Raw genomic sequence first — 25,858 nt, 5'->3', positions numbered from 1 at the left:
CTCAGCCGTTGTAGGCATCGCAGTAAGCCTGGGCTTCAGCGACGTCCAGGGTACCTTCGTAGATCGCGCGGCCGGTGATGGCGCCGATGATGCCAGGCGCCTTGGCGTCCAGCAGCGACTTGATATCGCCCAGGTTGTGGATACCACCGGACGCAATCACCGGAATCTTCGTCGCCGCCGCCAGCGCTGCGGTGAACGGCACGTTGCAGCCTTGCATCATGCCGTCTTTGGCGATGTCGGTATAAACGATGGCGGACACGCCGTCGGCTTCGAACTGCCTGGCCAGGTCGATCACTTGCACGGTGCTGATCTGCGCCCAGCCGTCGGTGGCGACGAAGCCGTCTTTGGCGTCCAGGCCCACGATCACTTTGCCTGGGAAGGCGCGGCAGGCTTCGGCAACGAAGGCCGGGTCTTTCACGGCCTTGGTGCCGATGATTACGTAGCTCACGCCGGCCTTGACGTAGTGCTCGATGGTTTCCAGGGAACGGATGCCACCGCCGATCTGGATCGGCAGGTTCGGGTAGCGCCTGGCGATGGCGGTAACCACCTCGCCATTGACCGGCTGGCCTTCGAAGGCGCCGTTCAAATCCACCAGATGCAGACGACGGCAGCCCCCTTCCACCCATTTGGCAGCCATGCTCACCGGGTCATCGGAGAACACGGTGGAATCTTCCATGCGGCCTTGGCGCAGACGTACGCAGGCGCCGTCCTTGAGATCGATAGCGGGGATAATGAGCATGCTTTTCCTTCGTCAAAGAGCTGCAAGCTGCAAGCTATAAGCTGCAAGCAAGCACGCGTATCAATTCTTGCAGCTTGGGGCTTGACGCTCTCAGCTGCTCTTTTCAAGCGACCACAAGTCGCTTTCGATGCTTTCGAACCTTTCTTTAAGGAGCGTCTGCGTATCGAAAATCGCCCTGTTGTAATAGTGCGGCGCCACTTCGGTGGTGAACAGCTCAAGAATCTCGGCGACCTCGAACGAGCCCAGCTTGAGCTCGAAGCGGTCCTCCATGAAACGCTTGATCTTGTCGGTAGCCTCACGCTCCTGCTCGGGCGTGAGGTTCAAGATCGGCGGCTTCGGCTTCTTGGCCATTTACCAGCGACCGTCCCACGCGGCAAAGTTCTGCAGCAACTGCAGGCCATGGGTATGGCTCTTCTCCGGGTGGAACTGCACGGCAAAGCGCGAACCGTCGGCCAGCGCGGCGGCGAAGTCGACGCCGTAGTGCCCGCCACCCACCACCTGCTCCGGTTTACCGGCGGCGATGTAGTAGCTGTGCACGAAGTAGAAGCGCGCCATGTCCGGCACTTCGTGCCACAGCGGGTGATCCATGCTCTGGCGCACTTCGTTCCAGCCCATGTGCGGGACTTTCAGGTGGGCGCCGTCTTCATGCAGGCCCTTGCCAAAAAACTTCACCTGGCCTGGGAACAGGCCGATGCAGTCAACACCATCGTTCTCTTCACTGCTGTCGAGCAAGGCTTGCATGCCCACGCAGATGCCGAGGAACGGGCGGTCCTGGCTGACTTCACGCACCAGGCTGTCAAAGCCCAGGCGGCGGATCTCGGCCATGCAGTCGCGAATCGCACCCACGCCTGGGAACACCACGCGGTCGGCTTCGCGAATCACATTGGCATCGCTGGTGATCAGCACCTTGCCGGCCCCTACGTGCTCGAGGGCCTTGGCCACCGAGTGCAGGTTACCCATGCCGTAATCGATAACCGCGACCGTCTGCATTACAAAACGCCCTTGGTCGACGGCATTTGCCCGGCCATGCGGTCATCGAGCTCGACGGCCATGCGCAGCGCGCGGCCAAAGGCCTTGAACACGGTTTCGATCTGGTGGTGGGTGTTGGTGCCGCGCAGGTTGTCGATGTGCAGGCTGACGAGTGCGTGGTTGACGAAACCCTGGAAGAATTCCTGGAACAGGTCGACATCAAAGCCGCCCACGGTGGCGCGGGTGTAGGGCACGTGCATCTGCAGGCCTGGGCGGCCGGAGAAGTCGATGACTACGCGCGACAGCGCTTCATCCAGCGGGACATAGGCGTGGCCGTAGCGACGAATGCCTTTTTTGTCGCCGATGGCCTTGGCAAATGCCTGGCCGAGGGTGATGCCTACGTCTTCCACCGTGTGGTGGTCGTCGATATGCAGGTCGCCCTTGCTGACGATATCCAGGTCGATCAGCCCGTGACGGGCGATCTGGTCCAGCATGTGCTCAAGAAAAGGGACACCGATATCAAATCGGGCCTTTCCGGTGCCATCCAGGTTGATCGAGGCTTTGATCTGGGTTTCCAGAGTGTCGCGCTCGACGGACGCCATACGTTCGACCATCACCAGCTCCGCAAATCATTGGGCGAAAAAGGCAGCCATTATAGGGGCGCGGGCGCTAAACAGAAACATCGGAGGGGATAAGACTGACGAGTTGATCAAAGCGCCCCAGCATGGTGCGCGAAGATCATTCCCACGCTCTGCGTGGGAATGCCGCCTGGGACGCTCCGCGTCCCGCCAACGGGTGTAAGACTCCGAGCCTGCGCGCTGGTAACGCGGAGCGTCACGGGATGCATTCCCACGCGGAGCGCGGGAACGATCAGGCACAAAGGTTTTGCAGTGTTAGTGGAACAGTACAGCCGTCTTCTGCAGGGTCACCCACACACCCCACGCCAGCGGAATGCCCACCACCAGCCAGGCGGCGATCGCCATGGGCACGGTGCCAGGAGCCGCTTTCCACTCCAGGGAAGTGCTGGCATCAGCACCTTTGTCATGGCCCAGCGCCTGTTCGGCAGCCAGTTCCGCGTCGGTCATGAAGTACTTGTCGGCCACCGGACGCACCAGCAGGTTGCAGATAAAGCCCAGCACCAGGAGGCCGGCGAGGATGTACAAGGTGATGTCATAGGCCGCAGCGCGCTCGACGCCGATGCTCAGCTGATATTCACGCAGGTAGTTCACCAACACCGGGCCCAGCACGCCGGCCGCAGCCCACGCGGTCAGCAGGCGGCCATGGATCGCGCCGACCATTTGCGTACCGAACAGGTCCGCCAGGTAAGCCGGCACCGTCGCAAAACCACCGCCGTACATCGACAGGATGATGCAGAACGCCGCCACGAACAGCGCCACGTTGCCCAGGTGCCCCAGGTTCGGGATCAGCGCGTACAGGGCAAAGCCCAGGGCGAAGAACACGAAGTAGGTATTTTTACGGCCCAGGTAGTCGGAGAACGACGCCCAGAAGAACCGGCCACCGATGTTGAACAGGCTCAACAACCCGGTGAAGCCTGCCGCGATGGCTGCAATTGACGCCAGTTGCCCGGCATCCAGCTGACCAAACGGCACATCCACACCCAGCAGCTTGCCGCCGAACACTTCCTGCAACAGAGGCGACGCCATGCCGAGGATGCCGATACCGGCCGACACGTTCAGGCACAGCACCAGCCATACCAGACGGAATTGCGGGGTTTTCCACGCCACGTTCACATGTACATGACGGTGAGTGATCATCGCGTTGCTGGCTTTTTTCGCCGGCGCGGTCCAGCCCTCAGGCTTCCAGCCGGTCGGCGGCACGCGATACGAGAGTGCGCCGCCGATCATGAACACGAAGTAAATCGCAGCCATCACCAAAAAGCTCTGCCATACGCCCACGCTGGTCGGCGAAGCGAAGTGGCCCATCAGTGCTGCGGCCAGCGGTGCACCGACCATCGCGCCGCCACCGAAGCCCATGATCGCCATGCCGGTGGCCATGCCGCGCTTGTCCGGGAACCACTTGATCAGGGTCGATACCGGCGAGATATAGCCCAGGCCCAGGCCGATACCGCCAATGACCCCGGAACCGATCCACATCAGCCAGATCTGGTGGGTATAGATACCCAAGGCCGAGATCAGCAGGCCACCACACCAGCACAGTGCCGATACGACACCGGCCTTGCGTGGCCCGGCATGTTCCAGCCAGCCGCCCCAGATTGCTGCCGAACAGCCCAGGAAGATGAAGAACAGGGTGTAGATCCAGCCCAGCATGGAGATGGGCCAGTCGCATTGGGACGAAAAGACTTGGGCGATGAAGCCCATGTCCGGCGCACAGGCAACTGGCGCGGTGATACCCAGCGCCTTGGACAGCGGCAACCAGAACACCGAGAAACCGTAGGCCATGCCGATGCACAGGTGAATGGCCAGGGCGGCCGGCGGAACCAGCCAGCGGTTGAAGCCGGGCTTGGCGATAATGCGCTCCTTGGACAGGAACGCAGGCTGTGCGGCGTTGATATCGGCCGCAGTGCTAGTGCTCATTGGTGTTTCCCCCAGTTATTGGTATGCGTCCGTCAGGCGCTCTCCCCCTCGGCCTTGCACGCAAAGCGTGGCCGTTTTTTTGGGTGAAACTCCATTTTGGCGCGACGATAGGTCGCAGAAGGCGGACGAACGCGCAGAGATTAGCACTTGCAGGCGCGAGAAAAACCAAAGTGACATCACTTTTTTCAGCAAATCGGTTTTTTTTGACGCCAGAATCTTGTTTCGGCGGTCGTAGATACAATGTAACGATCCACGAACTGATGCAGGCCGTCGGGCGTTATACTCTGCGGCTAAATTTTGCAATCGACATACAAGGACTCGCCCATGAAAGCGTTCGGCAAAATCCTGGGTCTGGTATTTCTCGGGCTGTTGCTGATCATTGTGGCTCTCGGCTTTGCCCTGACCCACCTCTTCGATCCCAACGACTACAAAGAAGAAATTCGCCAGATTGCCCGCGACAAGGCCCACATCGAGCTGACGCTCAATGGCGACATCGGCTGGAGCCTGTTCCCCTGGCTGGGCCTGGAGCTGCACGAAGCCGGGGTGGCGACCCTGACCAACCCGACCCAACCATTCGCCGACCTGCAGATGCTCGGCCTGTCGGTACGCGTGCTGCCGCTGCTGCGCCGCGAAGTGCAGATGAGCGATGTGCGCGTCGAAGGCCTGAACCTGCGCCTCAACCGCGACAAGAACGGCCACGGCAACTGGGAAGACATCGGCAAGAACCTGCCCGATGAACCCACGGGTACCCCCGCTCCCGCGCCGGTCGAGCCGGTTGCTGAAACCAAGCCGGAAAAACCGCCGCAGCCGATCCGCCTGGACATCGACAGCCTGACCATCAACAACGCCCGCGTTGAATACAACGATGAACAGACTGGCAAGCAGTTCAGCGCCGAAAGCATCCAGCTCAGTGCCGGCGCGATCCACGAAGGCGCCAACATCCCGCTGAAACTCACCGCGTTCCTGGGCAGCAACCAACCGGTCATGCGGCTCAAGACCGAGCTGAACGGCAATCTACGCATCCAACGCGCCCTCAAGCGCTACCAGTTCGAAGACATGCGCCTGAGTGGCGAAGCTACCGGCGAGCCCCTGCAAGGCAAGACCCTGACCTTCTCCACCCAGGGCCAGGTGCTGGTGGACCTGGCGGCCAACTTCGCCGAATGGACCAACCTGAAACTCTCGGCCAACCAACTGCGCGCCTTGGGCGAACTGCGGGTCAATGACCTGGACAAAACCCCGCAGGTCAGCGGCGCGTTGTCGGTCGCCCAGTTCGACCTGGCCAAGTTTCTGGAGAGCGTCGGCCACCCGCTGCCGGCCATGGCGCCGGATAGCCTGAGCAAAGTCGAACTGGTCAGCCGCCTCCAAGGCACCCCGACCAGCGTTGCGCTGGAAGACCTCAACCTGAAACTCGACGGCAGCACCTTCACCGGTCGCGTCGCCGTGGATGATTTCGCCAAACAGTCCCTGCGCGTGCAACTCAAGGGCGATACCTTCAACGCCGACAATTACCTGCCGGCCAAATCCGAAGCCGCCAAAGGCGCCACCGCCGCACGCCAGGCCGAAGTGCAGAGCAGCGAAGCCGGGGCGATGGCCGCCGGCGGTAGCACTCCGCTACCGGAAGCACCGACCAAGGGCGCCTGGAGCAGTGACAAACTGCTGCCGCTGACCCGCCTGCGCAGCCTGGATGTGAACGCAGACCTCGCCTTTGGTCAGCTGACCTTGAGCCAGTTGCCAATCCAGAATGCAGTATTGAAAGCCTCCGGCATCGACGGCCAGCTCAAGCTCGACAGCCTCAGCGGCGGCCTCTACAACGGTACATTCCAGGCCAACGGCAGCCTCGACGTGCGCCAGGACATCCCGCTGCTGGCGCTGCAAAGCCATATCAAGCAGGTGCCCGTCGAACGCATCCTGCAGGCCCAGGGGAAAACCCCGCCGGTCAAAGGCCTGATCACCCTCGACAGCAACCTGAGTGGTCGAGGCAACAGCCAGAAGGCCCTGATCGACAGCCTCAACGGTACCGCCAACGTCGTGATCAACAACGGTGTGTTGCTCAACGCCAACATCGAGCAGCAACTGTGTACCGGTATCGCCCTGCTCAACCGCAAGACCCTGAGCACCACGCCACAAGGCAAGGACACGCCCTTCCAGGAACTGCGCGGCAACCTGACGTTCAGCAATGGCGTGGCCAGCAACCCTGACCTTAAGGTGCGCATTCCGGGGCTGACGCTCAACGGCGATGGCGATGTCGACCTGCGCGTGCTGGGCATGGACTACCGCGTGGGCATCATCGTCGAAGGCGATCAGCGCGACGTGCCGGACCCGGCCTGCCAGGTCGGCGCCAACTTCCAGGGCATCGAAGTGCCGCTGCGTTGCCGTGGCCCGCTGGAACTGGGCGCCAAGGCCTGCCGCCTGGACAAGGACGGGCTTGGCCAGGTCGCCATCAAGGCGGCGGGCAATCGTCTTAACGAGAAGCTCGAAGAGAAGCTCGACAAAGTGAATCCAAAGCTCAAAGACGCACTGAAAGGCTTGTTCAACCGATGAGAAACGAGCAGTTTTCAGCGGCGGTACTCGACTGGTACGACCGCCATGGTCGCCACGACCTGCCCTGGCAACAAGGCATCACGCCTTACCGGGTGTGGGTGTCGGAAATCATGCTGCAACAGACCCAGGTCAGCACTGTGCTCAATTACTTCGACCGGTTCATGGCGTCCCTGCCGACGGTCGAAGCCCTGGCCGCCGCGCCGGAAGACGAAGTGCTGCACCTGTGGACCGGCCTGGGTTACTACACCCGGGCGCGTAACCTGCAAAAGACCGCAAAGATCGTGGTAGCCGACTACGGTGGCGAGTTTCCCAGGGATGTCGAAAAGCTCACCGAGCTGCCCGGCATCGGCCTGTCCACCGCCGGAGCGATCGCCAGCCTGAGCATGGGCCTGCGCGCGCCGATCCTCGACGGCAACGTAAAACGCGTGCTGGCACGCTTTACCGCGCAAGAGGGCTACCCAGGCGAACCCAAGGTCGCCAAGCAGCTGTGGGCCACCGCAGAGCGCTTCACGCCCCATGACCGCGTCAACGCCTACACCCAGGCGATGATGGACATGGGCGCGACCCTTTGTACCCGCAGCAAACCCAGCTGCCTGCTGTGCCCGCTGGAAAAAGGCTGCGAAGCGCACATGCTCGGCCTGGAAACGCGCTACCCGATCCCCAAGCCACGCAAGACCATCCCGCAGAAACGCACACTGATGCCGATGCTGGCCAATGCCGAAGGCGCGATCCTGCTTTACCGTCGCCCCTCCACGGGACTGTGGGGGGGGTTGTGGAGCCTGCCGGAGCTGGACGACCTGGAAGACCTCGATCATCTGGCCAACCAGCACGCACTGGCATTGGGCAAGCACCAGGAACTGCCGGGGCTGATCCACACCTTCAGCCACTTCCAGCTGGCCATCGAACCCTGGCTGGTCCAGGTCGAGGAAAGCGCCCATCACGTGGCCGAGGCCGACTGGCTCTGGTATAACCTCGCCACCCCGCCGCGCCTGGGCCTTGCCGCCCCGGTAAAAAAACTGCTGAAGCGCGCGGCTGAAGTATTGAACGCAGGAGAGTCGTCATGACCCGCACCATCATGTGCCGCAAGTACAAAGAAGAACTGCCCGCACTCGAACGCGCCCCTTTTCCGGGTGCCAAGGGCCAGGACATCTACGACCACGTCTCCGCCAAAGCCTGGGGCGATTGGCAAAAACACCAGACCCTGCTCATCAACGAAAAACGCTTGAACATGATGAATGCCGAAGACCGCAAATACCTGCAGGGCGAAATGGACAAGTTCTTTTCCGGCGAGGAATACGCCCAAGCCGAAGGCTACGTTCCGCCTGCTCAATAATTGATCAAAAACCGGGGTCGGCACGTAAGCGACGGTAATAATTAAATATTTTTTGAAAACTTGCTTGACGACCCCCTGAAAAACCCGTTTAATGCGCCCCGTTGCCCAGATAGCTCAGTCGGTAGAGCAGGGGATTGAAAATCCCCGTGTCGGCGGTTCGATTCCGTCTCTGGGCACCAAAATACCGAAAAACCCCAAGGAACCATGTTCCTTGGGGTTTTTTATTGCCTGCGATTTGATGGCGACCGACCTGACGGCGTCACGGTGTCGCAGCAAGACGATTGAGGGTTTTTTCGCTGGGCCCGATCGTTCAGCCTTTACCCAATTCGCCGCTGTAAGGTTTCCTTCATGACCCGCTTCTTGCTCTGCACGCTACTGCTACTGACCGCAATGCTCAGTGGATGCGCCACGCAAATGGACGTAGCGATCAACGCAACACCTGACCCCGACTACCACTTCGACCGCCAGGCCACGGTACTGGTGACATCCACCGGCGGCAGCGACGAAAACGCACTCAACGCCCGCTACTACCTGCGCGACATGGTCAGCGCCATGAAGGACCAGGGCTTTCAGAATGTCTTCACCGACACCACCCTGCCCAAAAACCACACCCCCATCAAAATGACCGTCACCCTGGACGTCGACAGCAAGCAAGTCACCTACCGCTATACCGCCACCGAATACGGCCAGGTGGCAAACAGCACCACCACCGAGTGCAAGAAGAACAAAAAGAAAACCGACCAGCTGACCTGCACCAGCACCCCAAACACCACCTACGGCCCTGTGGGCACCTCTGAGCGCACCGGTTACACCACCCTCACCACCTTCAGGGCCACCGCCCGGGATGAAACGAGCAAGCGCGCGGTGTATCTGCTGCGGGCATCGTCCTACAACGACGACTGCCAGCCCGCGAAGGTGGAAGCCTTTTTGGTGGAGCAGGGGCTGCGCAATCTGAATTTTCAGGATCGGGTGCAGCGTAATTACACGGTTACGATGCCGGAGGGGTTTCGTTGTAAGTAGAAGGGTTTTCTAAGGGCATTCGGATGGGCTTGCCGGGTGTGTAGAGGACTGTCAGTCACCAGCGAGGCCACCACAGCCAAGCTGGTTGCGCTCGCGCGCAGCGCGCCATGCCTGGCGCACGTGCAAAAACACCAGCGCAAGGCCGGTGTCGATAACGCCTGACATAGGTATATTGAAGAGACTACATTTGGCGAATATCAGATAAAAGTTCATGAAACTCTTTTTCTGTCATCTCATACTCTGGCCCCTCGATCATTACCATTAGTGACAACAACGCAAGATCTAATTTTTTTGTAAGTAAAAAATTAGGATCTTGATAAATATCATGCGCTTCTTTTGATACTTTAAAAATATCAAACCCATCCGCAGCGATTCTTCCAAGCCTGTCAGCCACCACGTCTTCCATGCTCATCGTTGCCCCAACTCTTTAGCTCTGCTCTGGTTGGCAAATTTATTTTGATGGGCTTTTTAAAAACGTGATCCGCCCACTATTCTTATCGAAAAGACCAGTCATGTATTGATATGAACTTGATAACTTTTTCTGGCGCATCTTCTAAGGGAACTCTGTAGTCTGTAACAAAACTAATCCAGTTGCTCGCCCAACACCCCATCATTTACAAGCGAACCGGTCTTCCAATTGGGAAGGTGCGACAGCGGGATACTTTCAAATGTCTGCCCAAACAGGTCTTGAACCCGGCTGATCTTGGGTGGGCTGATTGCATCAGGGATAACCTGCCCTGGTCCTTTTGCACCGCTTTAACCCGGCAACAGGACGTTGTTTCTTATTAAATCACACAGTAGAAAGCTTCCACAGTATCGCGTAAGGCAGCTCATCATCAACAATATCAGACGAGCGAAAATAATAAACAGCCAATGAGCTTTCTAAGCCCTTATGAACAAACGCACCATCAGACATAACACGATAAGAAGCGTACTCCATAAATTTGTCAGAACCAAGAGAGCTAAGAGCATTTTTAATCTGACTATAGGTCCCCCCCGCCCCAACTGGAAGCAATTCAGGCGGCGGCCGGCATACGGCCATGTCATCATTTTCAACATCCCTGTAGTAGGCTCTTCTAAATGCAGGCTCACTGCAGGCCCAGTAGAGGGATAGCAAACGAAGTTTTTTCTCTCCCTCATCAGAAAAAGCGTCAGCTAAAAAATACTGATCGTCTGAAATTTTGTATGCACCGTCGTCCATAGCGATAACGCATTGCTCCCGTACATCAACGGTGTCCCCAACCTTTGACTTGCACAGCGATGACCATTCTTTCATCTTAAATATCTCAAGCCTATTGTAGCCATTTGAATATTCAAAAACAGCAAAAATAGGGGTCAGACCCTGAGGGATCCCCGAATTTTCTTACTTAAAATCAAGAAGTTGGAATATTGAAGAGGCCTGCATGAGCCGGCAACTTGGTTTGCACCACACAAAACTAAGAACCCGAACCCATGCAGGCCATCCGATTTTTACACAGAGCGCTCGCTCAAGCACTGCCCTCGATCCATTCTCGCCGCCTAACGACGCTGATGAGTTGTGTCAGTTCGTTACTGCAAGGCCGTCGCCTGACGCTAACAGCGCTGGGACGTTTTATGCCAGGTCAGGCGTACCCCAAGCATGCGATCAAACGAGTGGACCGATTACTGGGTAATCAACACCTCAGAGCAGAGCGCCCGCTGTTCTACTGGGTGATGCTGCGGGCGTTGTTAGGCTCCCTGAAGCACCCTTTAATCTTGGTGGACTGGTCTCGAATTGATGCTCCTGGCGATGCGTTTTTGTTGAGAGCCGCGGTCCCGTTTGCGGGACGCTCGTTTCCTATTTATGAAAGCGTTCATGAGCGTGAGAGCTGTCCCAAATATCAAAGCCGCCTGCTCAAAATGTTAGCTGAGTTACTGCCTGACGGATGCGTTCCAGTCTTGGTCACGGATGCGGGTTTTCGGCGTCCGTGGATGAAGGCTGTGGTAGCGAAGGGCTGGTATTACGTGGCTCGCATACGCAACCGTGAACTTTATCGTCGAGAAGCAAACGACTGGCAACCCGTGAAGAATTTGTACGCTCTGGCCACTTCATCACCTAAATCGCTGGGGCGCGTTGAGATGACGCGTAGCGCCCCTCACTTCGTCGATTTGTACTGCGTTCGCCATTCAGCCAAGGGCCGAAAACACCAACGAGTCACGGGTTCAATCGCCAGAAGCAAGCTCAGCCGACAGTCCGCCAAACGTGAGCGTGAGCCGTGGTTGCTTGCCAGCAATCTTGCGCAAAGTGAGTGGAACCCGGCACAGATTGTGGCGATTTATAAGCGGCGTATGCAGATCGAGGAAGGTTTCCGAGATGTCAAAAGTGAGCACCTGGGATTCGGTCTGAATTTGCATCGAAGCCACTGCCCAAAGCGCATTGAGGTGCTGTTGTTGATTGCGGCATTGGCCAACTACTTCATATTTTTAACAGGGCTGCAGGCGCGAGAAAATGGTTTGGAACGGTGCTATCAAAGCAATAGCCTCAAAGAGAAACGAGTGCTTTCATTGTGGCGATTAGGTTTGGAATACTGGCGCAGTTGCACCGAGTTCGGTGGTCAAAAACACCTGGAGATATTGGGGAAAGCTCTGCGTGATGAGGTGCACCATCAGGCGCAGAGCTTGGAGTAAATTTGTGGGGATCCCTCAGGGTCTGACCCCGCTTTTCCACTACACCTAAACTTTCCGCTTAGTTCTCAAGGATAAATAAAATCTATACTAATTTTAACCTTAACTAAGTCCAAGGTCACCTCACAGCCACTCCACGCTGGCAGCCCTCCTGTAAGTTTATTCTCAACATACCAACTACGCAGCTCTGTTAAAAGATCTAAAATATCTGTATTGGCTCGCCCGCCTGCCGTGAACCAGGCAACGTTACCTTGTGCATCAATGTAGTCATACTCATACTCACAGCTATCTAGCTCTTGGGATAGCTGTGCACGCATTATAATTTTACAGGCTCCGCTGGGAGCAATCTCAAATAAAATACCCCCAATGTCATTGTAAATATCATTATCACTACGCATCAATTTCCACCCGGTGAGTTTTTAAATACAATCTCTTTTGGACGAGCACCGCCTATTGAATACTCCACATTAAAGCTATCTGGCCGAACACTTTTACCAGAATACACAGGCTCAATCTTCACGCTAACCTGTTTGCCCTCCTTAAGTGCGGACGCCATGTATTCTCCATAGATTTCCAAGTACCTTTATTCAAGTTCCCATTCATGGGAAGGAGGTTCAATCTCTCCCCAGGTCCGTTGAATATACTAGCAATCAAGTGCCCACCCTCGTCCCCAGTGACGCCGAGGGAAAAATAGGGGTCAGACCCTGAGGGATCCCCACAAATTTACTCCAAGCTCTGCGCCTGATGGTGCACCTCATCACGCAGAGCTTTCTCCAATATCTCCAGGTGTTTTTGACTACCGAACTCGGTGCAACTGCGCCAGTATTCCAAACCTAATCGCCACAATGAAAGCACTCGTTTCTCTTTGAGGCTATTGCTTTGATAGCACCGTTCCAAACCATTTTCTCGCGCCTGCAGCCCTGTTAAAAATATGAGGTAGTTGGCCAATGCCGCAATCAACAACAGCACCTCAATGCGCTTTGGGCAGTGGCTTCGATGCAAATTCAGACCGAATCCCAGGTGCTCACTTTTGACATCTCGGAAACCTTCCTCGATCTGCATACGCCGCTTATAAATCGCCACAATCTGTACCGGGTTCCACTCACTTTGCGCAAGATTGCTGGCAAGCAACCACGGCTCACGCTCACGTTTGGCGGACTGTCGGCTGAGCTTGCTTCTGGCGATTGAACCCGTGACTCGTTGGTGTTTTCGGCCCTTGGCTGAATGGCGAACGCAGTACAAATCGACGAAGTGAGGGGCGCTACGCGTCATCTCAACGCGCCCCAGCGATTTAGGTGATGAAGTGGCCAGAGCGTACAAATTCTTCACGGGTTGCCAGTCGTTTGCTTCTCGACGATAAAGTTCACGGTTGCGTATGCGAGCCACGTAATACCAGCCCTTCGCTACCACAGCCTTCATCCACGGACGCCGAAAACCCGCATCCGTGACCAAGACTGGAACGCATCCGTCAGGCAGTAACTCAGCTAACATTTTGAGCAGGCGGCTTTGATATTTGGGACAGCTCTCACGCTCATGAACGCTTTCATAAATAGGAAACGAGCGTCCCGCAAACGGGACCGCGGCTCTCAACAAAAACGCATCGCCAGGAGCATCAATTCGAGACCGGTGTAGAACCGTAGACATCGTTTACATCTGAAACCGGGGACATCGTTTACACATTTGAGGCTTGGACGCGGGTCATACCTCGCCCAAGCCTTCCCAGGGGATAATCACACAAGTACAAATCCCAAACATCATCCTCAGCCTCTTTAAGCCCTATCTGCTCCCCTGACAGCGCCTCGCTGATAAATACCAACTTGCCGTTCCACTTGATCGACCCGTCCTGTCTGACGCTTCGAACCTTCATTTCGGACGGATACTCCACATCCGGCAAGCATCCTGGGTAAGGCCGGGTAGACGGCACATACACGTCCCCTGGACGCTTCATACTGAGCGCTTCATGAGGGCGCACGTAATTGAACTCATGCCTGAAATGCTCCAGCAAAAGCTGCTGCTCGATTAAGTTTTCTCCTAAGGGCAGCTCCAGTTTCAAGCTACGGTGCATCCGCTCATGGCGACCATTTTGGGCCGGTCTTCCTGGCATGGTGCGCTCCGGATAGATGCCCAGACGTATCCACCAAACTGCCAGCGTGGATATTCTTGCCAGGCCAGGAGAGGCAAACGGAACACCGTTGTCCGACCGAATAACTTCGGGCATGCCATACTCCTGAAACAGTCTCTCAAAGGCTTGTTTAACAGGTTCAGTCTTGATCTTTGAATGAGCCCTGCACGCCAAAATCATCCGGGAAGCGTGGTCTGTGATGGTCAAAGGGAAGCACATCTGCGCGTTATGCATTTTGAATTGCCCTTTGTAGTCGGCGCACCACGTCTGGTTAGGTTCGTTGGCCTCGCGCATTACTACAGGGGAAGTACCGTGTCTGCGCTTGAAGCGCCGCTTTTGGACGAGCCCAAGTCGATCAAGCCATTGGCCTGCTGTACTTGGGGAAGGCCAGGCGATGGAGGGATCTTCAAGTCGCAATAGCTCGAGAAGCTTCTTCGGACCCCATTTATCGTGCGCCTCCTTCATCGCCACCACACGGGCCAGGATTTCATCGTCGGTTTTATTGGGGCTGTTGTGAGGGCGTCGGGACAGTTCGGCTAACGACTTTAAATCGCCATTGTGCCGGCCGATCCATTTGTCGACGGTAGGCCGACTTACGTTAAAGCGGCGCGCCAGCTGGCTTTTGGTGTAATTACCAGAAAGCCAGTCAGCGACCAGTCTGATTCGTTGATTCATCGGAGACTCTTGGTTCCAGGGCATGATCAGTTACCTCCTGATCATGCGTATTAACCTGTAAACCATGTCCCCGGTTAGAAATGTAAACGATGTCCCCGGTTTGTACCCCAGTCCACCAAGATTAAAGGGTGCTTCAGGGAGCCTAACAACGCCCGCAGCATCACCCAGTAGAACAGCGGGCGCTCTGCTCTGAGGTGTTGATTACCCAGTAATCGGTCCACTCGTTTGATCGCATGCTTGGGGTACGCCTGACCTGGCATAAAACGTCCCAGCGCTGTTAGCGTCAGGCGACGGCCTTGCAGTAACGAACTGACACAACTCATCAGCGTCGTTAGGCGGCGAGAATGGATCGAGGGCAGTGCTTGAGCGAGCGCTCTGTGTAAAAATCGGATGGCCTGCATGGGTTCGGGTTCTTAGTTTTGTGTGGTGCAAACCAAGTTGCCGGCTCATGCAGGCCTCTTCAATATTCCAACTTCTTGATTTTAAGTAAGAAAATTCGGGGATCCCTCAGGGTCTGGCCCCTATTTCACCCCTATTTCCCCTGCCAGAGGGCAAACAGGGTGCAAAAACACCGGCGCAAGGCCGGTGCTGGGAATGTCAACTTAGTGCAGCTAACTTAACTCAATTGATTTTAACTGCCCTTCCTCATCACACAAAATAACTACTGTGCCGTAAGGGCAATCCAGAGTTATTACTTTATCCTTATACTCTTCATCAACAATCCCAGATGCCTTGCGAGTAGAACTGTCAAATCTAATCTCTAGAAAGTAGCCCTCCCCATTATCTTGATTTGGCAAGGAATCTTTATTGCCTTGCGCAAACAGGATTTTTTGAATTTCCTCAATATGAATTGAAGCCACAAGCCCTCCGAAAATTCAAGGTAACGGGACAAAATCGCCCTTGCCTAACAAATTTTTAACTTGGTTAGGTCTAATTGGGCCAACAGAAATAATCTTCATCTCGTCTCTTGGCACGGTAATTCGAATCAGCTTCCCTTCAACTTCTTGAATTACATTGATATGCCCTGTCCTTGCGTCCATGAACCGAGTAGCGCTGGGATTATTAGCAAGCTTCTGTAAGGCATCGACATCAAGCTTTCCTGCAAGTTGCCCCATTCGAGGATCATTGAGCTGACCAAAGACGCGATCGGCAATTGAGAAGTTTTTTGCCGACCCTGAAGCTTCGCCTATCCCTTTTGGACCGACGCCACCTCCACTCGGCCTCATTCCTCCAAGTGATGCGCCTAGCAGTGTACCAGCAGCAGCGTCCCAGAATGAAGACTGGTCACCATCCCGCAATGCCGCCAGTTCCGTTGCTATCGTTAAAGTCGCAGTGGTGTTATTGCTGATGATAATTGCCGCAATCGTAGTGGCTTCACTGGTATGACCTTGTGCATAGAGCGATTTGGCCAACTCACGCAGCTTGGGCTCATCCGCGATTAAACGATTTGATACTGCATCACATGCAGCGGGAGCAGCTTGGCAAACCGACCGCAGCTCCGCGTTTCTAGCTTCGTCAAGTTGCGCGTAGCGGGCACGTACCTCGTTTTTTTCAGCCTCGGTTTTCTTGCTAGCAACCTCCTCAGTCATCTCCTCCACTTCCTGGTGAAACAGGTAGTTGTACTGTGTCGCACTACCCGCCACCCATGCTCCCGTTTGCAGACTTTCAGCGTCAGCACCGCTCTGTACCGACGCCGCTAGCACGCCGACCACCTGCGAATTCATGACCAGCAAACGTTTCTTCTGGTCATCGGGCATGTCGGCGTAGTTCTTGTAGAGGCTATCTACCAATGCCTCATTCACGCCAGCTGCCAGCGCGCCCGTACGGAAATCCCCCCCAGAGGCCTCAGCCGCCAACCCGCCCATCACTGCATGTAGCCCGATCTTGGCGATGCCCCCATCGGCCAAGTGACCTTTGGTGGTATCGCCAATCAGGTTGAAACCGTAGGCAGCGAATGCATTGGCCAAGCTATTTTGCAACGCATCACCCAGGCGGCCCTCCCCTCCCAGCGCTCGATCCAGCAATACGGACGTACCGTTTTGCAGTACCTGGTTAGTCGTGAACTGCCCCACGCCTTGCCAAGTGCTCAATGGACTCACGGTCGCAACCGCACCTGAGTTGGGTAGTGCAGTGGAAGTACCGGTCTGAGTGCCGGTCCACTTGTCATAGACACCAGCAGTCAAGCCAGCCGTGACGCCGGATACTACATAGCCCCTCATCGCGTCGCTGGAAGTAACATCCTTCAAGACGGTGCTCAGGTTGCCCCGGTTATTGATGGCGCTGATCGTAGCGTTACTCGCCATGCCACCCGCTATGACGCTGCCCGCAGCATTGGCCCAGCCAGCAGCAGACACGGCGGTAGAAGCAGCCGTGGCACCAGCCATCGACGTCCCCACCCCCGCAGAGGCAATTACGCCGCTGGCGGCCCCCATCGTGAAGTACGTAACAATGATCGCAATGATGATTTGTGCGCCGGCGCCTAAGCCTGAATTGCTATATTTGAAACTGTCATGCAGCTCTTTAACCTGGCGCCAATCCACATCTCCACGCTTCTCAGCTTCTTTCAGCCAAGCCAGTTGCGGGTCGGCTTTAACCATCACATCAATCGTCTGGCTAACCGTGTTCTGATCGATGTGTTTGATATCAATCTTCAAACCATCGACGGCTTTGATCACGACGCTACCTTCTGCAATCATCTGCGTCTGGCGCAACGTCTCGTCGGTGTTGCCTTTGCCTTTGGAACTCGTCCACGCCAAGTCACCTTTGCTCTTGGTGTGGCTCTCGTCGTGCAAATCCTTCACCGCTTCAAACGTCACCGCCCCACCACTGACAATCGCTATATCCCCGCCACTGTCGAGCTTCGCCGCTTGATACTTCTGATTCCCACCACTTTCCAGCGTCAGGTCTCCCCAAGTCTTGATCTCACTGCCGACATTTTTCACATCGGTCACTTCATCCCGCTGGGTCTTCTTGCTGCCCCACCCGCCTTTCTTGCTCATGTCATACAGCGAGTAGTTGCTGTCTTGCGCGGCGAGCAGTTGCAGTTCGTTGTCGGCATGCACGTAGGCTTCGTTGCCCGCGCTGATTTTGCTGGCGACCAGGGTCAGGTCGGTGCCGGCCACAGCGATCAGGTCGCCGCCGGCTTTGAGTTCGGCGCTTTGTTGGGTGACGCTGTCCAGTTGGGTGGTGGTTTTGGTGTCGCCTTTTTTGCCTTTGGAGTAGTCGTGCTGTTCGTTGGCGGCGGCGGCCAGGGTCAGGTTTTCGCCGGCTTTGACGCTCAGGTCTTTGGCCGCGCTGACGGTGCTGGCGACCACGGCGATGTCGCGTCGGGCGTCGATGGCGAGGTTGCCGCCCACCTCCACGCTGGAGCCGTGTTGCAGCAGGGTTTGCTCGGTGCTCTTGACCCGGCGGCGCTGGTAGGCGGCGCTGTCTTCTTCGGTCTGGCTGGCGATCACTACGTCGCGGCCTGCGGTCACACTGGCGTTGCCGCCAGCCTTTAGATTGCTGCCTACGTTGAGCACATCCCGGCCGGCGTTGAGCCGCAAGGTATCGGTTGCTTCGAAGCGCGACGCATCGCTGACCACGTCGTCGCGCAGTTGGAATTTCTCGCCGTCGCGCTTGAAGGTGGTGACGGTGCGCTCGTTGATGATGTCGCCGGTCACCGCCGTGGCGCTGATGTCGCGACCGGTGATGATGCCGCCACGGCTGTTGCGGATCGAGTCGGTGGCGAGCATTTCCAGGCGGTTGCCGGCTTGCATCAGGCCGCTGTTGTCGATGTTGCCCGCGACCATGCTCAGGTTGTTGGTGGCGCGCAGGGTGCCGCTGTTGTGCAGGTCGCCGCCGCTGATCAGGCTGACATCCTGGCCCTGGATCAACGCACCGTTGGGCGCCAGGCGGTTGTTGGCCTGGGCCAGGTATAACACCGGGGTCAGGACTTTTTCCCCGTTGACCTCGGCCTCTTCCATCCAGACGATGTCGTGGGTCAACGCCGCCACTTGTTCGGCGGTGAGCGACACGCCGAGCTGCAGGTTGAGCGAGTCCTTGTAGGAGATGGCGTTGTCCATCAAGTAGCGGAACAGCGCGTCGTCGCTGGCGATGCCGTTGATATAGCGCTGGCCGGTACGCGCCACCACGGCTTCGCGGATCAGGCGTTGCTCGTAGAGGCCGTCGCCCAGACGCTTCCAGCTGGCGTCGGGGTTGTAGCCGAGTTTGCCGAGCAGGTAGTCGGAGCTCATGAACTGCTTGAGGTCGGTGAGCGCCGGGTTGGTTTCGATCAGGTATTTGTGGCTGTTATCCACCGGGGCAATGTCCGGCACACCCTGCACGCGGGTGACCGAAGGCGCGCGGCCGTCCAGCACCAGCGGGCCCTGGCCGTTGACCGCGCCACTGACCGGCTGGCCATCGAGGCTGAAGCCGCGCTCTTGCACGGCGCTGTAGTCGAGAGTTTTCTCGCGCTCGGCGGCGCTGACCACTCGCCCGCTCACGCTGAAGTTACCACTGCCGGTGGCGGTTTTACCCGCTGCGCCGGCCTTCGCGGCCTGGCCGCTGAGGCGGAACAAGCCGTTCTGACTGGTCGGCAAACTGAAGCCGGGCAAGGTCACCGGGTTGACCTGGCGCTGGGCCAGGTCCGGCGGCAGTTGCGCGGTGATCGCCGGTTTGACCGTGGAGGCAAACACGTCGGAGTTGGTATTGCGGTTTTGCGCCGGCGTATTGATATCCGTGGCGTTGGCGCGGATCACGCTGTTGTTGATTTGCTGCGTAGCGTTAACGGTGACAGAGCCGGCCGCCTGAATAACAGCGGGGGCAATCACACGTCCGGCGGTGGCGACGACATAGCTGGAATCGTTGTAGAAGTTACCGATCCCGTCCCTCAGCTTGGCGATGGTCATTTCGCCGGGACGGTAGTCGGCCGAGTTGGGGTTGTTGTAGAGGTTGAACTGGTTCCTGCGGATGATGAACGTGTTGTAGACGCTGTCGTTGCGGGTATAGAACTCCGAGTCGAAGTGACGATCCTCGCCACCGGCTGCGCCTGTGTTGTTCAGTACACCGGTATCGATCTGGATATTGCCCGCAGCCGAGATTGAGCTGTAGAGGTTGTCGACGGTTTGCGCGCCGACGGTCAGGCCTGCGCCCGACGAGATGTACGCCGTGGGGGAACTGCCGGTGACGACGTCCTCGTAGCGCTCAACCGAGCGGAAGTGCACTTCACACCCTTTGCCGTCACAGAAGTCGTCGTAGTAGGTGTCGAAGCTGCCCGACACCAGTTTCATTTCGGTGCTGAACTGGTCGCGACGGTTGCTCAGGGTGTCGGCCAGCAAACGCATGTTGCCGGTGCTTTCCAGGGTGCCGGAGACGTTTTCGATCAGGGTGCTGCGCCCATTGGCGTCGTCGCGAGCGATGTCCAGGCCGCCCAGGCTGTAGACGTCGCCATAGCGGTTGCTGAAATCATTGACGCGCAACGTCATGTCGTTGCCGCTGAAGATCAGGCCCTTGTCGTTGAGCAGGTGAGTGGCGTTCAGGCGGACCTTTCCAGCGCCGCCCAGGGTGCCGTAATTGTTCAAGGTGGTGGCGTTGACGGTCAGGTCGCCGATGGCGGTCAGGCGTCCGCGATTGTTCAGGGTGGTGCTGTTGATCTGGGTAAGTGCACCACCGGCAATGCGTGCGTTATCGCCGAGGTCCATGCCGGCGCTGGTGAGGCTCATGGCGCCCAGGCTGCTGACCCGACCATTGCCGCTGTAGCCACCGGTCAGTGTCAGGTTGAGGGTGCCATCGCTCGCCAGCAGGCCTTCGTTGGTCCAGGTGCCGCCGATGCCGGTCAGGCTTTGTGCGCCCAGCAACTGGCCGCTGGCGGTCTGGGTGAACTCGCCGATGTCGAGATTCAGGCGTGCGGCCTGAATCACGCTGCTGTTGGTCCACTTGGCCGCCGTGATGTCCAGTTGGCCGCTGGTGATGAAGCTGCCGCCGGCTCGGGTGACTTGGTCGGAAGTCAGGTCGAATGTGCCGCTGCCGGTGTGCACGATGCGCCCGCCGTTGTTGTCCAGGCTGGCCGCTTGCAAGTTGAGTTCTTCGTTGGCGCTTTCCAGCGCACCCAGGCGGTTATCGAACAGCCCCAGTGTGCTGATGCGGGTGGAACCGCTGCGGCCCATGGCCCGCAGGGTACCGCCCACGTTGCTGATGGTTTGCGCGGTGAGGCTTAGGGTGTCGTCGCTTTCGATCAGGCCAAAGCGGTTGCTCAGGGCGCCTGTCAGGCCGAAGTCGATGGTGCGCGCGCCGACCTTGCCGCCGTTGCCGGCAGCCGTGCCCTGGTTATCGAAATCCTGGGCCGTGACTTTGAGCAAGGTGTCGGCATACACACCGCCACCCTGGTTATTAAAGCTGCTGGTGACGATACGGTTTTCACCGCCCAGGGCCGAGAGGTGCCCCAGTTGGTTGAGCAAGCCGCCGTTGGCGGTGATGTCCAGCGATTGCGCCTGGGTGATCCCGCTGCCGTTGTCGAACAGGCCGCTGACCAGTTTGATCCAGCCCTTGCTGCTGTTGAGTATGCCGCCGGCGGTGTTGGCCACACTGGCTGCTTCCAGGTCCAGGTTGCCACTGAGGCTGTCGACTCGGCCACCCTGGTTGTTCAGGGCGCCACTGAGGCGTAGCCGGTTATCGGCTTGGCTTTGCAACGTGCCCTTCTGGTTATTCAGGGTACGCGCAGCCAGATCAAGCTTGCCCTTCTGGCTGAAAATCAGGCCGTCCTGCTGGTTGTTGATGTCACCGGCCAACAGCTTGATCACCAGGTCTTTCTGGCTGGCGAGGGTGCCTTTGTCGCGGTTATCCAGACCGTCGGCGAGGGTCAGGTCGAGTCGGTCCTGGCTGACCAGTTGGCCGCCCCGGTTATCCAGGCTCGATGCGTTCAGCAGCAAAGCTGCGCCACTGGCCAGGCGGGCGTTGTTGGCGTTGATCAGCGCACCGCTGAGGGTGCCTTCCAGGGTGCCCTGGCTGATCAGTTGACCGGCGCTGTTGTCCAGGCTTTGGCCAACCAGGGTGATGTTGGCAGCACTGATCTGGCCGCCACGGTTGAGGATTTCACTCTGGCCATGGTTGAAGCCCAGGTGCTGACCGGCGGAAATCAAGCCGCCGTTGCTGTTGTCCAGGCGCCCGGTGACGGTAAGGCTGACATCCGCCTGGCCTGAAATAATCCCTTGATCGTTGTTCAGGCTGGCCGCGCTGATGGTTTGCTTGCCCTGGCTGACCAGGGCACCTGCCGCGTGGTTATCCAGCGTGCCGGTGAACGTGGTTTGCAAGATGCCGCTCTTGCTCGACAACGTGCCTTCGGCGCTGTTGTCCAGGCTGCCGCCGACGACGGTCAGGCCATTCCAGCCAGAGATCAAACCCTTGTCAGCGTTGACCACGGCATCGGCTTCAAGACGCAATTGATCGGCACTGAGGATGACCCCGCGATCGCCGTTGTCGATGCGCTTGGCCGCCACGCTGAATGCCGTCTGGCTGGAGATTTCGCCTTGTTCACGGTTGGTCAGGTTGGCCAGGCGCGCGAAGGTCAACGGCCCTTTGGCGCTGATCAAGCCCGCGCTGTTGTCCAGATCACCGCCTTGCAGATCGAGGCTCACGGCGCGCTCGCCGATCAAGCGGCCCTGGCGCTGGATCAGCTTCTGGATCGTGAGTTTCAAGTCGCCCTTGGCCGAGATTTCACCGTCCTGGCTTGAGTCCACACGCTGGCCCGCCAGGGTGAGGTCGCTTTGACTGTTGATCAGGCCCGCGCCGTTGTCGAGGTTGGCGACGGTCAGGTTCAAGGCGTGCTGGCTGCCGATCACGCCACTGCGGTTATCCACATTGGCGGCGGTGATTGTCAGGCTGCCATCGCTGACCAGTTGCCCGCCCTGGGAGTTATTCAGTGCGCCGGTATTAAGGGTGTGGAACGTGCCGGCAGAAAGCCGGCCCTTGTCACTGTTGTTCAATGCGCCCGACGTGGCATTCAGGGCAGTGGCGGCAGAAATCAGCCCCTGGTTATGGTTGTCCAGAAGGCCTGTGACCTTCAGGCCCAGCGCGCCTCGGCTGGCGAGGGCGCCGCCGGCCTGGTTGTCCAGGCTGCCTGCATCCACCTGCAAGAGGTTCTTGGCAGACAACACACCTTCAACGCTGTTATCCAGCGCCTTGGCGATGCGCACCTGAAGGCTGTCGCCACTGATGACTTTGCCGCCCCGGTTGTTCAGCGCGTCGGCCGTCAACAGGAAGGACTGGGTGCTGGAAATCTCGCCGCCCTGGCTGTTGTCGACGCTGCCCAGGTTGCTCAGCAGCAATTGGCCGGGGGTCGCAATCAGGCCGTGGTCGCGGTTGATCAGTTGCCCGTGGTTCAAGTCCAGATCGATGTGGGTATCGCTGACCAACTCGCCACGATCATGTTGGTCCAGCCCGGTCAGGGTGGCCTTGACGGTTGACTTGGCGAAGATCGAACCTTGCTGGCTGTTGTCCAGTTGCCCGGCATTCAGGGTGATGCCGGCGTCACTGCTGATGCTGCCGCGCTGGCTGTTGTCCAGCCCAGCACTGCGCACGTCAACCTGTTGCTTGGCGCTGATCACACCGCCCTGGCTGTTGTTCAGCGCAGCGCTCACCAGCGTGGCCGCGCCATCGGCCAGCAGCTTGCCCGCCTGATTGTTCAGTTGGCCGTCCGTTGTGATCGACAGGGCGTTGGCGGCGGACAGAATACCGCCCTGGCGGTTGTCCAGCGTGCCAGCCTTGACCGTTAACGTGCCTTCACTGAGCAAGGTGCCCTGGTCATGGTTGAGCAGGTCGCCGCTCAGGTTGATATTCAGGTCTTTCTGGCTGGTGATGCGGCCGCCCAGGCTGTTATCCAGTTGACCGCCGTTCAGCACGAGGCCGTCGCGCCCCGCCAGCAGGCCTTTGCTCTGGTTGAGCAGGCGTTGCACGGTCAGGCTCAAGCCGCTGTCACCAATCACCTTGCCAGCATTGTTGTTCAACTGGTCGGCCACCAGCAGCACCTTGGCCTGGCTGGAGATCTCGCCTTGCTGGTTGAGCACGCTCTGGCTGCGCAAATCAACGCCGTTGGTGGCGGCGATGAAACCGCCGTTGCGGTTGTCCACCGAGGTGCCAATAAGGCTCAGCGCGCCTTCGCTGACCAGCTCACCCGCTTGCTGGTTGAGCACGCCGACGGTGGCCTGCAGATCACCCTTGGCACTGATCCGACCGGCGCTGTTATCGAGTTGGTTGGCATTGAGCGTCAACCCGCTATGACTGCTCAGTTGGCCGCCATTGCTGTTGTCGACGCTACCGCCGGTCAGGGTCAATGCCCCATCGGCGATCACCTGGCCGCCCTGGTTGGCCAGAGTATCGCCGTGCAGCGCCAGGGTGGTTTTACTCGATACCAGCCCAGCCTGGGCGTTGTTCAGCTGCCCGACCCGAACCTGCTGGGCCCCTTGGCTGACCAGGTTGCCTTGATTGTGATTGTCGAACAGCCCGGCGATGGTCGCGGTCAGGTTGCCCTGGCTGGCGACGGAGCCTTGGTCGCTGTTATCCAGGCTCGCGGCTTGCACCGTCAGCAGGCTGGTGGCGGAGAAAATCCCCAGGCGGTTATCAATGGCGCCGCTGGCGGTCACGTTGAGTTGGCTGCCCAGCAGTTTGCCGGAACGGTTATCCAGCGACGTGGCGTTAAGGGTGGTTTGCTGGGCGGAGATTTCGCCCGCCCGGTTGCTCAACGCCCCGGCGGTTACCTGGGCCTGCTCTTGGCTTGCGACCAAGCCGTTATCGTTGGTCAATTGCCCGGCGTTGAGCGTCAGGCTCTTGAGGCCTATCACTCGACCGTTCTGGTTATCCAGGGCAGCCGTCACCGTGACGTCGGTGCTGTTATCGCTGTGCACCAAGCCAGCCGCGCGGTTATCCAGGCCGGTGGCGTTGACCTTGAGCGCCTCGGCCCCCAGAACCCGGCCGCCCCGGTTATCGAGCTGGCCTGCGCTGACCACGGTGTTCACACCGCTCAATGTGCCGCCCTGGTTATTCAGGGTCTGCGCAGCGGTCACCGTCAGGGTGCGACTGGCGACCACGCTTTGGGTGTTTTGCACACCCGCCGCGGTCAGGTTGACGTCGCCGCTGGCATTGCGGCTTTCATCGCCATTCACGCCAGCTTCGATGATGCCGTTGTTGATCACCTGCCCGCTGCTGGTCAGGCTGATGCTGTCGCGCGCGGCGAGGCTTTTCTGGTTGCTCAAGCCTGTGGTGGTTTGCGCATCGATTCGGGTGCCCGCGTAGATCGCGCCCGTGGCATCAAGCTGGTCGGCCTTGATCACCACCGCTTCGCTGGCCTTGGCATTGACCATGCTCAAGCGCCCATTGGCATCGAGCTGAATATCCCCACCACTGGCCGCCAGGGTGCCGTCGAGCTTCACCCCCACACCGGCCTCGGTGCCCACCAGCTTGATCGCGCCGGCATACATGCCGCCCAGGGCCGAGGAGTCGATCGCCAGCTCCGGCTTGGCGCTGCCGTCGTCAGCGCGTGGCGTGGTGTTCAGACTTTGCGCATCGACGTCGTTACGCCCGGCGATCACGTTGAGTTCGCGGGCGTTGATCTGTGCGTTGATCTTGGCCGAGCGGGTAATGATGTCGAAGCGGTCGACGTTGCTCGCGTTGAGGCCTTCGCCGTCGATGGTCACGGCGCCGCCGTCGACCTGGTAGCTTTTCAGCTGGCCGGTCGGGTCGAGCACCGGTTTGCCGGTGGTGAGGGTCACGTTCGGCGTGTTGATGAAGCCGCAGCCGCTGCAGGTAATCCCGTACGGGTTGGCGACGATGACCTTGGCCGACTGCCCCGCCACTTCGGTGTAGCCGCGCAACTGGCTGGCGCTGCCGCCGTTGACTTCGTTGAGGATGACGCTGGCTGCGCCGCCCTTGAGGTTGGGGTTGCCGACGATGTAGCCGCCCAGCTGGGTGTTGACCAGGGTGCCGGTGGCGTTATTGAGGATCACGCCGTTGGGGCCGACGTTGTACTGCTGGAACTGGTTATGGGACAAACCCGCGCCGTTGGGCGTGGCGATGTTCACCACCGGCACGCCATTGCCCGCCGCACCCACGGTGGTGCCTGGCGCGCTGACCACAATGCCCTCGGCCTGGGCCAGCAGCGGCTGCCAGAACAGCGCATTGGCGAGGATCAACGCCAGCCCGCGCTTGGGCAGGCCGAAGAACGCGTTGCGCGGCTTCAGGGCGGCAGAAGGTTGGCGGGCCAGGAAGGCGAATTGGCGAACGTCCATTGT

At 58.5% G+C, this 25,858-nt stretch carries 18 protein-coding genes, 1 tRNA gene and 2 pseudogenes; 6 read left to right on the top strand and 15 right to left on the bottom strand.

What is annotated here, in order from left to right; genetic code table 11:
• Position 1: 1 nt before the first annotated feature.
• The 5 genes from hisA to C4J91_RS01655 form a co-directional block, all read right to left on the bottom strand.
• Entirely contained in the window at positions 2-739 is a 738-nt protein-coding gene (gene hisA / locus C4J91_RS01675) for a 1-(5-phosphoribosyl)-5-[(5-phosphoribosylamino)methylideneamino]imidazole-4-carboxamide isomerase (RefSeq protein ID WP_124360856.1), read from the bottom strand.
• Positions 740-829: 90 nt separating this feature from the next.
• Positions 830-1,090, bottom strand: a complete 261-nt coding sequence (locus C4J91_RS01670; RefSeq protein WP_122305409.1) for a DUF2164 domain-containing protein — start codon at positions 1,088-1,090, stop codon at positions 830-832.
• A complete protein-coding gene (gene hisH / locus C4J91_RS01665; protein WP_124360855.1) occupies positions 1,091-1,729 on the bottom strand; it encodes an imidazole glycerol phosphate synthase subunit HisH in 639 nt (212 codons plus the stop codon).
• Positions 1,729-2,322, bottom strand: a complete 594-nt coding sequence (gene hisB, locus C4J91_RS01660; RefSeq protein ID WP_003237513.1) for an imidazoleglycerol-phosphate dehydratase HisB — start codon at positions 2,320-2,322, stop codon at positions 1,729-1,731. The genes hisH and hisB overlap by 1 nt, the downstream gene beginning before the upstream one ends.
• Positions 2,323-2,601: 279 nt before the next feature.
• Positions 2,602-4,263, bottom strand: a complete 1,662-nt coding sequence (locus C4J91_RS01655) for an OFA family MFS transporter (RefSeq protein WP_124360854.1) — start codon at positions 4,261-4,263, stop codon at positions 2,602-2,604.
• 324 nt (positions 4,264-4,587) lie between these two features.
• On the opposite strand from C4J91_RS01655, the gene C4J91_RS01650 reads away from it, so the two are divergent.
• The 5 genes from C4J91_RS01650 to C4J91_RS01630 all read left to right on the top strand — a co-directional run bounded on the left by C4J91_RS01650 (position 4,588) and on the right by C4J91_RS01630 (position 9,157).
• A complete protein-coding gene (locus C4J91_RS01650) occupies positions 4,588-6,804 on the top strand; it encodes an AsmA family protein (RefSeq protein ID WP_124360853.1) in 2,217 nt (738 codons plus the stop codon).
• A complete protein-coding gene (mutY, locus tag C4J91_RS01645) occupies positions 6,801-7,868 on the top strand; it encodes an A/G-specific adenine glycosylase (RefSeq protein WP_124360852.1) in 1,068 nt (355 codons plus the stop codon). The genes C4J91_RS01650 and mutY overlap by 4 nt, the downstream gene beginning before the upstream one ends.
• Positions 7,865-8,137: an oxidative damage protection protein gene (locus C4J91_RS01640; RefSeq protein ID WP_124360851.1), complete on the top strand. Its 273-nt coding sequence runs from the start codon at positions 7,865-7,867 to the stop codon at positions 8,135-8,137. Before mutY ends, C4J91_RS01640 begins: the two co-directional genes overlap by 4 nt.
• A gap of 103 nt (positions 8,138-8,240) precedes the next feature.
• Positions 8,241-8,316, top strand: a tRNA-Phe gene (locus tag C4J91_RS01635).
• A gap of 169 nt (positions 8,317-8,485) precedes the next feature.
• Positions 8,486-9,157 (top strand): hypothetical protein, encoded by a 672-nt coding sequence (locus tag C4J91_RS01630; protein ID WP_124360850.1) that lies wholly within the window; start codon positions 8,486-8,488, stop codon positions 9,155-9,157.
• Between the two features lie 181 nt (positions 9,158-9,338).
• Here C4J91_RS01630 and C4J91_RS01625 read toward each other — a convergent pair whose 3' ends face one another.
• Positions 9,339-9,569: a hypothetical protein gene (locus tag C4J91_RS01625; RefSeq protein WP_124360849.1), complete on the bottom strand. Its 231-nt coding sequence runs from the start codon at positions 9,567-9,569 to the stop codon at positions 9,339-9,341.
• Between the two features lie 378 nt (positions 9,570-9,947).
• Positions 9,948-10,433 (bottom strand): hypothetical protein, encoded by a 486-nt coding sequence (locus C4J91_RS01620; RefSeq protein ID WP_124360848.1) that lies wholly within the window; start codon positions 10,431-10,433, stop codon positions 9,948-9,950.
• Between the two features lie 176 nt (positions 10,434-10,609).
• Between C4J91_RS01620 and C4J91_RS01615 the strand changes: the two genes are divergently transcribed.
• On the top strand, positions 10,610-11,803 hold the full coding sequence (locus C4J91_RS01615; protein WP_124360847.1) for an IS4 family transposase: 1,194 nt from the start codon (positions 10,610-10,612) through the stop codon (positions 11,801-11,803).
• A 65-nt stretch (positions 11,804-11,868) separates the two neighbouring features.
• Here C4J91_RS01615 and C4J91_RS01610 read toward each other — a convergent pair whose 3' ends face one another.
• The 8 genes and pseudogenes from C4J91_RS01610 to C4J91_RS01575 all read right to left on the bottom strand — a co-directional run bounded on the left by C4J91_RS01610 (position 11,869) and on the right by C4J91_RS01575 (position 25,855).
• Positions 11,869-12,198, bottom strand: coding sequence for a hypothetical protein (locus tag C4J91_RS01610; protein WP_124360846.1), 330 nt, complete (start codon positions 12,196-12,198; stop codon positions 11,869-11,871).
• A complete protein-coding gene (locus tag C4J91_RS28025; protein WP_124360845.1) occupies positions 12,198-12,356 on the bottom strand; it encodes a DNA/RNA non-specific endonuclease in 159 nt (52 codons plus the stop codon). The genes C4J91_RS01610 and C4J91_RS28025 overlap by 1 nt, the downstream gene beginning before the upstream one ends.
• Positions 12,317-12,454: a DNA/RNA non-specific endonuclease gene (locus C4J91_RS28020; protein WP_164484505.1), complete on the bottom strand. Its 138-nt coding sequence runs from the start codon at positions 12,452-12,454 to the stop codon at positions 12,317-12,319. The genes C4J91_RS28025 and C4J91_RS28020 overlap by 40 nt, the downstream gene beginning before the upstream one ends.
• Before the next feature lie 69 nt (positions 12,455-12,523).
• Positions 12,524-13,423, bottom strand: a pseudogene (locus tag C4J91_RS01595) (IS4 family transposase); the annotation flags it as partial.
• Between the two features lie 49 nt (positions 13,424-13,472).
• Positions 13,473-14,621: a DDE-type integrase/transposase/recombinase gene (locus C4J91_RS01590; RefSeq protein ID WP_124360843.1), complete on the bottom strand. Its 1,149-nt coding sequence runs from the start codon at positions 14,619-14,621 to the stop codon at positions 13,473-13,475.
• 83 nt (positions 14,622-14,704) lie between these two features.
• Positions 14,705-14,998: pseudogene (locus C4J91_RS01585) on the bottom strand (IS4 family transposase); the annotation flags it as partial.
• Positions 14,999-15,208: 210 nt separating this feature from the next.
• The gene (locus tag C4J91_RS01580) at positions 15,209-15,457 is read right to left on the bottom strand and encodes a hypothetical protein (protein ID WP_124360842.1); all 249 of its coding nucleotides are present in this window, start codon (positions 15,455-15,457) and stop codon (positions 15,209-15,211) included.
• A 15-nt stretch (positions 15,458-15,472) separates the two neighbouring features.
• Positions 15,473-25,855, bottom strand: a complete 10,383-nt coding sequence (locus C4J91_RS01575; protein WP_124360841.1) for a filamentous hemagglutinin N-terminal domain-containing protein — start codon at positions 25,853-25,855, stop codon at positions 15,473-15,475.
• Between the last annotated feature and the right edge of the window lie 3 nt (positions 25,856-25,858).

Source organism: Pseudomonas sp. R3-52-08 (assembly GCF_003851745.1).
Taxonomy (GTDB): Bacteria; Pseudomonadota; Gammaproteobacteria; order Pseudomonadales; family Pseudomonadaceae; genus Aquipseudomonas.
This window is presented reverse-complemented; position numbering and strand designations above follow the sequence as displayed.

Coding starts and splice junctions, on each gene's coding strand:
- C4J91_RS01625 (WP_124360849.1), bottom strand. CDS start 9,569: ATGAGCATGGAAGACGTGGTGGCTGACAGGCTTGGAAGAATCGCTGCG.
- C4J91_RS01610 (WP_124360846.1), bottom strand. CDS start 12,198: ATGCGTAGTGATAATGATATTTACAATGACATTGGGGGTATTTTATTT.
- C4J91_RS01615 (WP_124360847.1), top strand. CDS start 10,610: ATGCAGGCCATCCGATTTTTACACAGAGCGCTCGCTCAAGCACTGCCC.
- C4J91_RS01650 (WP_124360853.1), top strand. CDS start 4,588: ATGAAAGCGTTCGGCAAAATCCTGGGTCTGGTATTTCTCGGGCTGTTG.
- C4J91_RS01630 (WP_124360850.1), top strand. CDS start 8,486: ATGACCCGCTTCTTGCTCTGCACGCTACTGCTACTGACCGCAATGCTC.
- hisB (WP_003237513.1), bottom strand. CDS start 2,322: ATGGTCGAACGTATGGCGTCCGTCGAGCGCGACACTCTGGAAACCCAG.
- C4J91_RS01590 (WP_124360843.1), bottom strand. CDS start 14,621: ATGCCCTGGAACCAAGAGTCTCCGATGAATCAACGAATCAGACTGGTC.
- hisH (WP_124360855.1), bottom strand. CDS start 1,729: ATGCAGACGGTCGCGGTTATCGATTACGGCATGGGTAACCTGCACTCG.
- C4J91_RS01640 (WP_124360851.1), top strand. CDS start 7,865: ATGACCCGCACCATCATGTGCCGCAAGTACAAAGAAGAACTGCCCGCA.
- C4J91_RS01620 (WP_124360848.1), bottom strand. CDS start 10,433: ATGAAAGAATGGTCATCGCTGTGCAAGTCAAAGGTTGGGGACACCGTT.
- mutY (WP_124360852.1), top strand. CDS start 6,801: ATGAGAAACGAGCAGTTTTCAGCGGCGGTACTCGACTGGTACGACCGC.
- C4J91_RS01670 (WP_122305409.1), bottom strand. CDS start 1,090: ATGGCCAAGAAGCCGAAGCCGCCGATCTTGAACCTCACGCCCGAGCAG.
- C4J91_RS28025 (WP_124360845.1), bottom strand. CDS start 12,356: ATGGCGTCCGCACTTAAGGAGGGCAAACAGGTTAGCGTGAAGATTGAG.
- C4J91_RS01655 (WP_124360854.1), bottom strand. CDS start 4,263: ATGAGCACTAGCACTGCGGCCGATATCAACGCCGCACAGCCTGCGTTC.
- C4J91_RS01575 (WP_124360841.1), bottom strand. CDS start 25,855: ATGGACGTTCGCCAATTCGCCTTCCTGGCCCGCCAACCTTCTGCCGCC.
- hisA (WP_124360856.1), bottom strand. CDS start 739: ATGCTCATTATCCCCGCTATCGATCTCAAGGACGGCGCCTGCGTACGT.